Here is a 13,270-nt window from a genome sequence, read left to right on the forward strand (position 1 = left end):
ATATCATTCGCTATGGTGCTCTCGGTTTACCAGAGCAACAGTAATGTGTCTGGCTACGGGAAATTCCGCCGGTTGTGGCTCACGCATCCTTTGCGCTCACTGAAAGCTGTCGGTCGTAGGATATGATATCCATAGGCCGTATGAGTTGTGCATTGCTTTCGCAATTTTGGGCAAACTAAGGGCACAGCTCTACTCGGTCGTCAATTTCAATTTATGGACTGACCGCTCACCAAGGACTTCAGTTCAATATCCGGATCCTTCAACATTTCAGGATTGACCTGCCTGCGTTGTTGAACGAGGGTCTTGCCGACCATAAAAGCGATGGGCAGGTTGACCGCATCAACAGCAATGACACAGCCATCGCGGAGATAGAACACCGCAAATCCCTTGTCTTCCGGGCTTCCGCGCAGCACACGCTGATCATGATATTGCGACAACCCCACCATCTGCAGACGCACGTCATACTGGTTCGACCAGAACCATGGAGCGCTATTATAGGGTTTCTTCTCGCCCATCAGGGTTGCCGCCACTGTCCGGGCCTGATCAACCGCGTTGGCGACAGATTCAAGGCGCTGCATCTTCTCGAAGAAAAGATTCCGGTGGCGGGTACAGTCGCCGATCGCCAGGATGGCTGGATCTTCTGTGCGGGTAAACTCGTCAACAATAATGCCGTCATCACAGGGCAGGCCGGCGGCCTCAGCCAGCGCGGTTTCCGGCACAACACCCACTGAAACGAGCACGATGTCGGCCGGTACAGTGCCGCCGCTCGCCAATGTCACGCCAGCCACATGCCCCTGATCGCTAGCTTCGAAACCGGTTACCGCCGTGTTCAGGCGTAGATCCACGCCAGCGTTACTGTGTTTGGTGTAAAAAAACTCCGACATTTCCGGGCCTGTTACACGCTGCATAAGACGCTCGGCCGCTTCCAGTACCGTGACATCAACGCTTTTTTTGGTAGCGCTGGCTGCCACTTCAAGGCCAATGTAACCACCACCCACGATGACCAAGCGTTTCCCCGGAACCAGTTGTTCACGCAGGGCATCCGAGTCAGCTATGTCATGTAGGTAATGAATGCCCTTCAAGTCAGCCCCGGGTGCGTTCAGGCGTCGAACGTGGGACCCCGTGGCCAGGACCAGTCGATCGTATTTCAATGTGCTCTGGTCCGACAAACTGATGGTCTTGTTGTCCCGATCAATTTGTTCGGCACGTACACCGAGCCGCAACTGATGGCCGGCGTTCTCGTACACCGAGCGCGGCTTGAGGTACAGCGACTCCTGATCCACCTCGCCTGCCAGGTAGTTCTTGGACAGGGGCGGCCGCTGATAGGGTGGATGTGGCTCTTCGCCCACCAGGACCACCTCATGTTGATATTTCTTTTGCAGCAAGGTTGTCAGGAGCGCACCTGCTGCGTGCCCGCCGCCAACGATGACTGTCGTCTCTTTCTGTTGGTTTGCCATAGCCTGTCTCTTTCTACTGTTCTTTGGAATCAGATTGATCAGAAGTCCAGATGCCAACTGAGCCCTGTGACGCCCGCGCGCGCGGAGCTCAGCCGACCATCTCCCCGGCATCCTCAAGTATCATCGCGGCACCTTTCTCGCCGATTATGGTCGCCGGCTGATTGGTGTTTCCGCCGACCAGCGTCGGCATGATGGAGACATCGATCACCCGCAGGCACTGCAGGCCATGCACGCGCAGGCGCGGGTCGACCACTGCCATCGGATCGACACCCATCTTGCAGGTGCCAACCGGGTGATAAGCCGATTCACCGCTGCGCCTCACCCATTCGGCGAGGTCGTCGTCATTCTGCAGCGCCGGCCCGGGCGAGACCTCAGCCTCGTGGTGCGGTGCAAAGGCAGGCTGCGCCAGGATTTTGCGCACCAGATATACCCCGCGCACCAGTCGCTCGACATCGGCGGAATCCGCCATGTAGTTGGGGTCGATCAGCGGCGCTGCAAACGGGTCGGCACTGTGCAGGCCAACGCGCCCGCGCGACGACGGCCTGAGCCCGTAGATCATCACCGCGTAGCCATAACCGCTCATTGCGGTCTTCAGGTCCCGCCCGTGATCGTCGTACAGCATTGGCGCGAAGTGCAGTTGCAGGTCGGGTATCGGCTCTTCGGGCCGGGAGCGGATGAATCCGCCGGCCTCGGCGCCGTTACTCGACAGCACGCCCCGTCGACCACTCAGGTATTGCAGCAGGGCCCACAGGCCCTTGAGCCAGTAGCTCGGATGCATCGAGATGCCCTGGCGGCTGCGCGCGCTGACGCGCACGAACACGTCGATATGGTCCTGCAGATTCTGCCCGATGCCTTCCAGCGCATGGCGCACGTCAATGCCATGTCTGGACAGTTCCTCCCGTGGACCGATCCCGGATAGCATCAGCAGTTGCGGCGAGTTGAACGCGCCGCCGCAGAGCACAACTTCGCGCCCGGCACGAACCTGCGTCAGCCCTGCTGCAACGCGGTATTCGACACCGGTGGCGCGTGTGCCTTCGAGTAGCACCCGGGTGACTTGCGCGTTGCTGCGGACAGTCAGGTTGGAACGCGCCGTGGCGGGTTCGAGATAGGCCCGCGCGTTGCTACAGCGTGTGCCGTCTTTCTGGTAGGCGTAGTAGAAGCCTGCGCCCTCCTGCTCACTGCCGTTGAAATCTGTATTGAGCCGGTACTTTGCCTGGGTTGCCGCCTCGACAAACGCCGTGCTCAGCGGATTAGTATAGCGGCGCGCGGCCACATTGAGGGGACCACCCTGGCCATGAAAATCTGCCTCACCCGGCGTACATTTCGGCTCGAAATGTTCAGATCGGCGGAAGTAGGGCAGTACCTCGGCGTATGACCACCCGTTGCACCCCAGCCTTGCCCACTCGTCGTAGTCCCGGGCATGCCCGCGGATGTAGACCTGCGCGTTCATGGCGCTGGAACCACCGAGCATCTTGCCCCGCGGCTGGAACAGTGCCCGGTCGTACATATGCCGTTGCGGTTCGGTATTGAACTGCCAGTTGTAACGGCGGCTGAACATCAGCTGCAGGAAACCCAGCGGCATGTTCACGAAAGGGTTGCGCCGGCTCTCCGGGCCGGCTTCGAGCAGCAGCACTGAATAGCGACCGCTCTGCGACAGGCGGTTGGCGACGGCACATCCGGCCGAGCCCGCGCCAACCACCACATAATCAAATTGCTCGGTCGTCATCCTGATCAGCCGGCTTTTTTGCCTTTCGGCGTCAGTTTGACCATCACCTCCGAATAGCCCCGCACGAAGTTGGACTGCACCCGCTTGGGCTCTTCGACGACTTCGATGTTGTCGAAGCGTTTGAGAATTTCTTCCCAGAGGATGCGCAGTTGCAGTTCCGCCAGACGGTTGCCCATGCAACGGTGCACACCGTAGCCAAACGACATATGGTTTCGCGCGTCCTTGCGATCGATAATGAACTGATCGGGGTTCTCGAACTTGCGCTCGTCCCGGTTGCCCGAGGCGTACCACATCACAACGCGATCACCCTTTTTGATGGTCTGGCCACCCAGCTCAACATCCTGCTTGGCGATTCGGCGCATATAGGCCAGCGGCGTTTGCCAGCGGATGATTTCCGAGACCATGTTCGGAATCAATTCCGGCTTTGCCTTCAGTTTTTTGAATTCTTTCGGGAACTCATTCATGGCCACCAGGCCACCACTCATCGAGTTGCGAGTGGTGTCATTGCCGCCAACGATGAGCAGCGTCAAATTACCGATAAACTCCATCGGGCGATTGATAAGGTCTTTCGTTTCATCGTTGCTCTGCAAAAGGCTGATCAAATCGAAACCGGGCTCCTCGCCTGCCGCGCGGCGCGCCTCCTTGTCCCGCCAAAGCCTGGAGAAGGACCAGGCCATGTCTGCCGCATCGTCAAACATGATCTCTTCATCAGCGTACTCGCCGCCGGTGGCCGATGCTGCACCGGCCATTCGATCCGACCACTCAACCAGCTTGTGACGTTCCTCGTAAGGAAAATCCAGAAGGGTCGCCAGCATGCGGCCGGTGAGTTCCTTGGATACAACAGGCACCCAGTTAAAGGGCTTGTCCAGAGGCAGGCTGTCAAGCACATCGCCGGTGCGTGATCGGATCAGCCCCTCCATCTCCTTCAGGTTCTTCGGCGCCACCACGCCCTGCACCGAGCTGCGCTGCACATCGTGTTTTGGCGGATCCATTGCAATGAACATTTCTACCGACAGCCCCTCGGGAGGGTCACCCAGAATGATTTGCGGCTCGGCGGAAAACAGGTCGTGACTCTTATCCACGAACAGGATGTCTTCAAAGCGAGTTACCGACCAGAAGGGGCCGAAGGGACTATTCTTCTGGTAATGGACCGGAGCCTCATCACGCAACCGTTTGAAATAGGCGCGCCACTGATCCTGCCGATATAAAAACGGATTGCTGACATCGATGTCCTCAAGGGCCAGCGTGTTAACGTCCGGGATGGCTGATTCAACAAATTCGGGCACGGGCCGGCGTGGGCCGAAGGCCTTCTTCTTGGCGCCCATTAACAGTTTCAGCCCCTGGATCTGCCTGTGCATCGGCACCACCCTGGAGGTAGCATTAATCACTCGGGACTGAATGTCGTCAAATGTTTTGGACAGTGTTGGCATGCGTCCTCCTATGTTCACATCTGGAACTCGGGTAAATGCACGGTCATGCCGTCCATTTCATCAGTAATGACCACCTGGCAGCCCAGGCGCGAAGTGCTTGCCCGCTCCGGGGTCATTGACAGCATTTGCTCTTCCTCACCACCAGGCGTACCTGTCTTTCTGAACCAATCGTCCGAGACGATCACGTGGCAGGTACCACAGGCACACTCTCCCCCACAATCCCCGTCAATACCGGGAATCAGATTGTCAACGGCGATTTGCATTACCGAGGAACCAGCTTTGAATTCAGCAACATGTTCAGTTTGATCATGTTCTATAAAAGTAATCTTGCCCATTATTGTTCTCCTGCCAGTAGTGTTCAGTAATAGATATTGTCTGTCTGACGACACTCCTGTCAGGTCATTTCTTGACAAGCTGAGGTCATTTAAAGACAAAATGACGATCATTTAGGACGGGGAAGATCGATGATGACGACGCAGAAGACGGGTGATTTGCAAAAATCCGGTCCCGGTATTCCATCGAATTACTCACGGCTCATTGCACGTGAGCTCGATTTAACAGCCAAACAACTGCCACGTCTGCTGCTCGGCACCGGGCTTGGTGTGACGCAATTCCTGAGCGAGGAAAGCCTGCTTACCGCAGCGCAGCAGGTGCGGATTCTGCGCAACGCACTGGATTTGTCCGGCCAGCCGGAATTAGGGTTATGGCTAGGCAAGCGACTGACCCCGGCAACCCATGGTGCGATGGGATTCGTGGCCTACAGCAGCCCCGACTTTCTCACTGCGCTGCAAGCGATTCATACTTTTCTGCCCACGCGCGCGAGCTTCATCCAACTGCATTTGCGGCAAGTCAACGAGCGCCTGGAATGTATTCTGGACTACCAGGAGTCGCTGGACGATGACATACAGCGGTGCCTGTCGGATGCGATGGTTAAGGCCCTTTTTGAATTTGGCGAGTTTATAATTGGTCGCCCTTTGCATGAGGCTGAAATATGCTTCGCTCATCCTGAACCCCCGTATCAGGCAATGTATGCCGATTTTTTGCCCGGGCAGATTCGCTTTGATTGCGACCAGTTAAAACTTACGTTGCCGATGTCGTTGTGTCAGGAACCGAATGCCTCCGCCAATCACGAAAACTATCGTCTGGCCTTGCAACAGTGTGAATCGATGCTTGCGCAACTTCAGTCGGATAAACCGAGCTATCAGACCCAGCTGAAGATGATGATGTTGTCCCGACCGCCCGGAACGCTCAGTGAAGACGAAGCAGCAGCCTCGTTGTTCATGAGCAAACGCACCCTGGCACGCAAACTCAAACAGGAACGCAGCGGTTTTCGGAAAGTTCGCGACGAGATTCTGTCCCAGCAGACAGCGACCTACTTGCGTGACAGCCAGCTGTCAATCGAGGCCATTGCCGCGTTGATGAACTATCACGACAGTGCCAATTTCAGACGCGCCTTCAAGCGCTGGTTTGACCAGTCGCCTGAGCAGTTCAGGCAAAATGTCAGATCACAAACCGTGCATCCGCATGATTAGCGATCATAAACAGAGGCTACTTGCTTGCGTTTGTGAAGCCAGAACCTATGCCTGCCCCCCTTTATTGATCACACCGTCCATAGCGATCTGCCAGATCAAGTCGCCAATGGTGTCGAGTGAATGAGCCCCGTTCGGGTCGAACCAGGTTGCAACCCAGTTGAGCGCCCCAAGGCCGATCAGGCGAAGCAGGCGGCCATCAATATTCTTGCGGACCACGCCCTGCGCAATCATTGTTTCGAGGATACCGGCCCACAGGGACTCGTACTGGTCACGCAGTTCGATGATTTCCTCGCGAGCCTCCGGGCCCAGCGCCCGCCATTCAAACAGCAGCACGTAAACCGCGTCCGAATCGACCAACAGGGCTCGCAGATGCGCGTTGATACAAAGACGTAAACGCTCAACCGGGTCATCCGAACTGGCGTAAGCCGACTCGACCTCTGCGGTAACCAGGTCCACCCCCCGGCGCATCAGCTCGACAAGCAGCGCTTCCTTGCTGTTGTAACGATAATACAGACTTCCGGGCAGCATATTGCAGGCCTCGGCAATCTCCTTGAGCGACGTCCTTTCAAAGCCTTTCTCACGAAAAAGCCTGGCTGCGTTAGACAAAACGTCGCCCTGGTCGCCCAGTTTGCTTGGAGGAGCCATCTGTCTGTTAACCATCGCTTAAGTATCTCCTCAGCAAGCCAGTTCGTTATTCATCAGAGCGGCCACCACCTGACTTGTTACACTGATCGTACGCCATTGCACGGGTGGCGTGCCATTTGCCTCAACAGATTCTTGACTTTTGGTTGGTTAACCAACCAAAATCCAGCAACAATGTTATTCGGAAGAAACTGACATGGCAATGACATATGACAATCAGCTGTTTCCCGCCACTTCCGCCCCTGTGCGAAATGCAAACCGGGGTGGGCAGATCTGATGACGGAGTCGAACAGAGCTCAGCACAGTGACGCTGTGACGACGGCGTGGCAGTTCACCGAACAGGTTCCCCACGGCAGGGATCTGGGTATGCAGGTTGTCTCTGTGAACGGAAACCAGGTCTGCATGCGCCTGACCCCACAGCCGTGGATGTTCGCCGAAGAGGATACAAAAGAAATCTGCACCAGCGTGCTCTACTCGCTGGCCGACTCCGCCGGAGGCTTGGCGGTATTCGCGGGGGCCCTGGAGTTGATGCCCATTGCCACGCTGGATCTGCGCATGGATTATCTGCGGCCCGCCATCGGCGACCGTGCCCTCTTGGCGGTGGCCACCTGTCGTCATTTAACGGACGAGGTCGCGTTCATCCATTGCGACATCCTCAGCGAGAGCGATAGTGCACTGTTAGCGACGGCAAACGCCACCTTCATGCGCAACACCCAGGGCCAGCGATTCCAGGCCGGTGGACGAAAAAAGGAGGGCGCATGAGCACGACTGGCGATTCGGCACAACCCATCTCAGGCCCTACCGAAAGCGGGAAAGAATGTTCCGACTGGCAGGCTCTGCTGGAGCGCATTCCCTACGCACGGCACCTTGGGCTTGAGGTTCAACGCGACGATGTAGGTCTAGTGGTTCATATGCCGTGTCGTGAAGCGCTCATTGGCAACTTTATGCTACCCGCCCTCCATGGCGGCGTGCTTGGCGCCCTGATCGAACTCACCGCGCGGGTCGCTGCGCAAAGCCAGGATACCGACAAACGTTGCCCACGCATTCTCGACAGCCACATTAACTACCTCCGTTCCGCGCAGGCCCGATCGACGTTCGCCAGCGCCGAAATTGTTCGACAAGGCAGGCGGAGCAGCCTGGTCCGGGTGACCTGCTGGCAGGGCGATAAGCGCAAACCGATCGCCAGCGGTCAGGTTCAGTTGTTGCTCCCGACAGTGGCGGCCAAAGAAGCAGATCTTCATGAACAATAAGCACAACAACCCTGAACGCGACCAATTCCAGGCGCCGGATGGCGCGGAGATCGCACTGTGGCGCTGGCCGCAATCCAAAGCGCGCCCCACGGTGCACTGGGCGCATGCAACGGGTTTCCATGGCCGCCTGTACCGCCCCCTCCTTGATGGGCTTGCCACGGACGTCAATGTCCTGGCCTGGGACATGCGGGGGCACGGGGCCAGCGCCGGTGCGGCGAACTTTTCGACATTCCGGGGCTGGGAAACCTACTATCGCGACATGACCGCTCTGCTGGGTAGCCTGGACGAGCCGGTCTGGCTCGCCGGCCATTCTATCGGTGCCACCACCAGCATCATGGCCGCTGCCCGACGGCCAGACAAAGTGCTGGGCCTGATTCTGGCGGAACCGGTGATCATGGATCCGGGGCAGGGCCTGAAGTTGTGGCTGGCCAAGCTGCTACGCCAGTCACATCGGTTGTCACTGGCCGCCGGAGCCGCACGTCGGCGCCGGGTATTCGACTCGCACGCTGCTGCGCTGGACAACTATCGGGGCCGCGGTGGCTTCAAGACCTGGCCCGATGCATGGCTGGAGGCCTACATCCAACACGCTTTTCTGCCGCAGGACGATCAAGTTCGCCTGGCGTGTGCGCCGGAGTGGGAGAGCACCACCTTTGCCCATACCGAACACAACCCCTGGCCCGGTATTCGTCAGTTGCGGTGCCCGGTTATCGCGCTGGCGGCGGAACGCGGGTCAACCTTCTCGCCGGCGGCGCAAAAACGTCTGCAGACCTTGTTGCCCTCGGCTGACGTGAGGGTTCTTGAGGGTACGACTCATTTTCTGCCCATGGAACAGAAGGAAGCCGTTCGCGATGCCATCCTGCAACTTGCTTTGTCCAGACACCGCGAGAACTGATACCCACACCTTGATTTTGCCAATCGGGACACCTGCCATGCGCTGTATGCTGACACTGTTTATCTCGCTGCTCATTCTGTCTGGTTGTCAGCAGTCTTCGGAACCGCCCCCAGAGGCCCGCGCCCCTATCCCCTGGGTAAAAACAGTTGAACTAAAGGACGCCGGCCCAACAACGCACAGATTTTCAGGAACCCTGCGAGGCCGCCACGAAGTTCCTCAGGCCTTTCAGATCGCCGGTCGGATTCAACATCGTTACATTGATGCCGGTCAACGCGTGGAAAAAGGCGACTTACTGTTCAAACTCGATACACGAGACCTTGTAGCAACGGCGGAGGGAGCCGCCGCGGATCTGAAGCGTGCAGAAGCGGCCCTGGCAATTACCACCAATGAGCTCCAGCGCCAACAGCAACTTGTGGGGCGTCAGTTTGTCAGCGAACAAACCCTGCAACGCCTTGAATTGGCAGAGCGTGAGGCGCGCAGCCAGGTGCAAACGGCTTCTGCACGCAATCAGCAGGCTCAGAATGCCCTGGGGTATGCGGAACTGAAAGCCGCCCATGCAGGCGTGGTCACTGAGGTCATCGTTGAACCCGGCCAGGTTGTGGGTGTCGGTCAAACCCTTGCCGTTCTGGCCGAAGATCAATCGCTGGAAGTCGAGGTTTTTTTGCCAGAGGGCAGTAGCCCGCCCAGGCGCGGTTATGTTCCTTTACCCAATGGCGAACAGCTTGCTGTGAGCCTGAGAGAGATTGCCGGGGCTGCCGACCCGGCAAGCCGGAGCTGGCGTGCCCGATACAGCCTGGAGGGGCCCTACCCCTCATCTTTAACCCTGGGTTCGGTGGTGAGTGTCCAGTTAGCACAGAAGCAAACCGCGCCCAGCCATCGCGTACCGCTGGGTGCCCTCGATGAGAGAGGGCAAACGCCGCAGGTCTGGTTGGTCTCCGATGGCACGGTGAAGCCCCTTGCGGTCGAGGTGATCGATCTGGGTGAAGAGTATGCGCAGATCAAGGCCGATATCAACGCGGGAACGCCCATCGTCGCGTTGGGGACACACCTGCTCACGCCTGGCATGGCGGTGCGGGAGCTGGCTCAATGAGCTTACCGAATCTTTCCGCGCTGGCAGTGCGCGAGCGTTCGGTCACCCTCTTTTTTCTTTTGCTGTCCGTTGTTGCCGGTTTCTACGCGTTCTCCTCCCTTGGTAGGGCGGAAGACCCTGCGTTCACCGTCCGGGCGATGGTGGTTTCTGTCGTCTGGCCAGGAGCAACCCCTGAGGTGCTGCAGAATCAGGTCGTGGATCGTCTGGAAAAGCGAGTTCAGGAGGTGGCGTATACCGATACCATTGAAACAACCATCCGGCCCGGGCAGGCCGCCATGGTTATCCGATTCCAGGATTCTACGCCCAGCGAAAAAGTGCCGGACCTCTTCTATCAAGTCCGCAAACGCATGCTCGATGAGAGGCCCAATCTGCCCCGGGGTGTGATCGGCCCCATCGTCAACGATGATTTCGCGGATGTGTATTTCTCCCTGCTGGCGCTGACGGCACCCGGGATGCCAATGCGTGAACTGACCCGAGAGGCAGAATCGATACGGGATCGCTTGCAACGGCTGCCCGGCTTGCAAAAAGCACAGCTCCTGGCGGAGCGTCCTGAGCGGGTGTATCTCGAATTTGATCAGGACCGGCTCAACAACCTCGGTTTGTCGGCAGAAGAGGTGTTGCAGGCGATAGAGGCCAACAACCGTCTTCAGCCTCTTGGCTTTGTTGATCTTGCCGGCCCGCGGGTTTATGTCCGCAGCAACATCGACCTGTCTGACCTTGAGCGCCTCACCTCAGTACCTCTGCGTATCGGAGACCAGCTTATCACCGTGTCTGATCTGGCCGAGGTGCGTTTAGGTTATGAAGATCCTTTGAGCTACATCGTCCGCTCCAACGGTGAGGATGCGATCCTGTTAGGTGTCGTCATGCGCGCGGGTGAAAATGGCCTGGAGTTTGGTGAGCGGCTGCGCGAGTTTGTCAGTGCCGAACAGGGCAGGCTGCCGCTGGGAATGTCAATACAGACCCTGACCGATCAGGCGGAAGCCATCACTCAGGCGGTTGATCTTTTTCAGGTCAAGTTTCTGGTTGCGTTGGTCGTGGTGATGGGGGTTAGCATACTGGCGATCGGTCTGCGCGCGGGTTTGGTGGTGGGCATTGCGATTCCTGTGACCCTCGGCCTGACTTTCTTGTTGATGAAAATGGCGGGCATAAACCTGGACCGCATCACCCTGGGTGCGTTGATTATCGCACTGGGTCTGTTAGTGGACGATGCGATCATCGCCATTGAAATGATGATTGTGAAGATGGAGAGCGGCTGGGACCGGGTACGGGCAGCCAGTCATGCCTGGAGCGTAACAGCCGCGCCCATGCTGTTTGGAACGCTGGTGACGGTGGCCGGATTTGTTCCCATCGGATTTGCCCAGTCCGGAGTGGGAGAATACACCGGCAACATCTTCTGGGTGCTCGCTTTTTCGTTGTTGATTTCCTGGGTGGTGGCGGTAACTTTTACGCCTTATCTGGGCGTCAAGCTCTTGCCCGATTACACCGGGCATACGGGCCAGGACCTCTACCAAAGCGCGTTTTATCAGCGGTTGCGTAGAGTGATCACAGCGTGTGTACAGTACCGGAAAACCGTCGTTTTTATCACAGTGGGTTTGCTGGCGATCAGTGCTTTCGGGATGGCAACCCAGGTGCAGAAGCAATTTTTCCCCAGTTCTGATCGCCCCGAAGTTCTGATCAGTGTCTACGCTCCGCAGGGGAGCGCTATTGCCACCACGGATCAAAGTGTCAGACGCCTGGAAGCGATTCTGATGGACATGCCGGAGGTGAAAAGCCTTTCCGCTTACATCGGTGCCGGTGCACCCCGATTCTTCGTATCGGCCAACCCCGAGCAGCCGGACCCGGCATTTGCCAAGTTGATTGCCATTGGGCAGGACGTTGAAGGGCGCGATCGCATCATCTCGGCGCTGGAAACCAGAATCGCGGCGGGTGAATTTCCGGAGGCACGAGTGCGGGTGACGCGTTTGCTGTACGGTCCCCCGGTGGTCTGGCCGGTCAGTTTTCGTGTGCTGGGTCCGGAATCCGATCAACTCAGAGAGATCGCGCACCAGATCCGCACTCTCATGACCGGGCATCCGAATATCGTCATGCCGCATCTCGAATGGGATGAGCGTGTGCCCACTCTCTATCTTGATATGGACCCGGAAAACCTGGGTTGGATGGGCCTGACCCCGGCGGAAGTTGCCCGGCAACTGCAGTTCCAACTCCGCGGAGTGGCCGTCACCGAACTGCGCCAGGGCATAAGGAGCGTTCAACTGGTGGCGCGTAATGCCCGTGGCGAAGTGATCATGCCGGAAGATCTTGAGATCAAAACCCGCGACGGCCGCAAACTTTCCGTACAGCAACTGGGCAAGTGGCAGGTTCGTTACGAGGACCCCGTCATAAAGCGTTACAACCGTGACCCCTTCCTGGCCGTTCAGGCCGATGTAGAAGGTGCCCAGCCACCGGATGTTACCAAGGAGATATGGAGTGCGATGACGGGCCTGCGCGAACAGTTGCCGGAGGGTTACCGTATTGAAATCGGCGGTACGGTGGAACAATCAGCCAAAGCCAATGCTTCAATCCAGACATTACAACCGGTGATGTTGGCGTTGATGCTGATCTTTATCATGCTTCAGATGCGTTCCTTTATCGGCACATTGACTGTTCTTGCCACCGCGCCACTGGGTCTGATCGGGGCTGTGCTGGCTTTGCTGCTGTTTAATCAACCCTTTGGCTTTACCGCGCTGCTGGGGCTGATTGGCCTGGGCGGCATCCTGATGCGAAATACCATGATTCTGACGCAGCAGGTGCAGGACAACTTCAAAGCAAGGATGGCTGCCCGGGAAGCCGTTGTCGAGGCGGCAGTCCAGCGTGCCCGACCCGTGGTACTCACCGCCCTGGCGGCCGTTCTGGCGTTTGTTCCTCTGACCTTTGACCTGTTCTGGGGGCCGCTGGCTTATGTCCTTATCGGTGGCGTGGCGGTCGGCACTCTGATCACGCTATTGTTTGTGCCGGCGCTTTATGCTCTTTGGTTTCGCTTACAGATGGAAGATTGAGGTAGGTTTGAATGAGCGCCAATTTTGTTAGCAATTACATTTCACTTAAGTCTTCCAGGAAGGTGATTGAGTTCTGAAATAACCCTTAGACACGACCTGTTTTGCCGCCAACACCAGAACCGGTAAAGTCAGGTGTTGAAGCAGCCAGGAGAGTCGTCGAAGTGGCCAGTAGGCACGGACGTCTAAGTTTTGACAGCATTAACGGTTTTTCCAGCA

The 13,270-nt window shown here is 57.6% G+C and carries 11 protein-coding genes; 6 read left to right on the forward strand and 5 right to left on the reverse strand.

Annotated elements, in window-relative coordinates; all coding sequences use genetic code 11:
- Positions 1-206 precede the first annotated feature (206 nt).
- The 4 genes from ASQ50_RS08920 to ASQ50_RS08935 form a co-directional block, all read right to left on the reverse strand.
- A complete protein-coding gene (locus tag ASQ50_RS08920; RefSeq protein ID WP_041654915.1) occupies positions 207-1,457 on the reverse strand; it encodes an NAD(P)/FAD-dependent oxidoreductase in 1,251 nt (416 codons plus the stop codon).
- A gap of 88 nt (positions 1,458-1,545) precedes the next feature.
- On the reverse strand, positions 1,546-3,183 hold the full coding sequence (locus tag ASQ50_RS08925; protein WP_058091242.1) for a GMC family oxidoreductase: 1,638 nt from the start codon (positions 3,181-3,183) through the stop codon (positions 1,546-1,548).
- A gap of 5 nt (positions 3,184-3,188) precedes the next feature.
- Entirely contained in the window at positions 3,189-4,613 is a 1,425-nt protein-coding gene (locus ASQ50_RS08930) for a cytochrome P450 (RefSeq protein WP_058091241.1), read from the reverse strand.
- A gap of 14 nt (positions 4,614-4,627) precedes the next feature.
- Entirely contained in the window at positions 4,628-4,948 is a 321-nt protein-coding gene (locus ASQ50_RS08935) for a 2Fe-2S iron-sulfur cluster-binding protein (RefSeq protein ID WP_008170311.1), read from the reverse strand.
- Positions 4,949-5,077: 129 nt separating this feature from the next.
- Here ASQ50_RS08935 and ASQ50_RS08940 point away from each other — a divergent pair, with 129 nt between their 5' ends.
- Entirely contained in the window at positions 5,078-6,145 is a 1,068-nt protein-coding gene (locus ASQ50_RS08940; RefSeq protein ID WP_014422290.1) for an AraC family transcriptional regulator, read from the forward strand.
- Between the two features lie 45 nt (positions 6,146-6,190).
- Here ASQ50_RS08940 and ASQ50_RS08945 read toward each other — a convergent pair whose 3' ends face one another.
- Positions 6,191-6,805 carry a TetR/AcrR family transcriptional regulator gene (locus ASQ50_RS08945; RefSeq protein ID WP_014422289.1) on the reverse strand — a complete coding sequence of 205 codons (615 nt, stop codon included), beginning with the start codon at positions 6,803-6,805 and terminating at the stop codon, positions 6,191-6,193.
- 258 nt (positions 6,806-7,063) lie between these two features.
- On the opposite strand from ASQ50_RS08945, the gene ASQ50_RS08950 reads away from it, so the two are divergent.
- From ASQ50_RS08950 to ASQ50_RS08970, 5 genes are read left to right on the forward strand one after another with little or no spacing between them, the layout of a single operon-like run.
- Positions 7,064-7,549: a PaaI family thioesterase gene (locus tag ASQ50_RS08950; RefSeq protein ID WP_014422288.1), complete on the forward strand. Its 486-nt coding sequence runs from the start codon at positions 7,064-7,066 to the stop codon at positions 7,547-7,549.
- A complete protein-coding gene (locus ASQ50_RS08955; RefSeq protein ID WP_014422287.1) occupies positions 7,546-8,037 on the forward strand; it encodes a PaaI family thioesterase in 492 nt (163 codons plus the stop codon). The genes ASQ50_RS08950 and ASQ50_RS08955 overlap by 4 nt, the downstream gene beginning before the upstream one ends.
- Complete coding sequence (locus ASQ50_RS08960; protein WP_014422286.1) at positions 8,027-8,929, forward strand: alpha/beta fold hydrolase; 903 nt, start codon at positions 8,027-8,029, stop codon at positions 8,927-8,929. The genes ASQ50_RS08955 and ASQ50_RS08960 overlap by 11 nt, the downstream gene beginning before the upstream one ends.
- Before the next feature lie 46 nt (positions 8,930-8,975).
- Positions 8,976-10,019: an efflux RND transporter periplasmic adaptor subunit gene (locus tag ASQ50_RS08965; protein ID WP_227510245.1), complete on the forward strand. Its 1,044-nt coding sequence runs from the start codon at positions 8,976-8,978 to the stop codon at positions 10,017-10,019.
- Positions 10,016-13,054: an efflux RND transporter permease subunit gene (locus ASQ50_RS08970; RefSeq protein WP_058091239.1), complete on the forward strand. Its 3,039-nt coding sequence runs from the start codon at positions 10,016-10,018 to the stop codon at positions 13,052-13,054. Before ASQ50_RS08965 ends, ASQ50_RS08970 begins: the two co-directional genes overlap by 4 nt.
- Positions 13,055-13,270: the final 216 nt, after the last annotated feature.

Source organism: Marinobacter sp. LQ44 (assembly GCF_001447155.2).
Lineage (GTDB): Bacteria > Pseudomonadota > Gammaproteobacteria > Pseudomonadales > Oleiphilaceae > Marinobacter.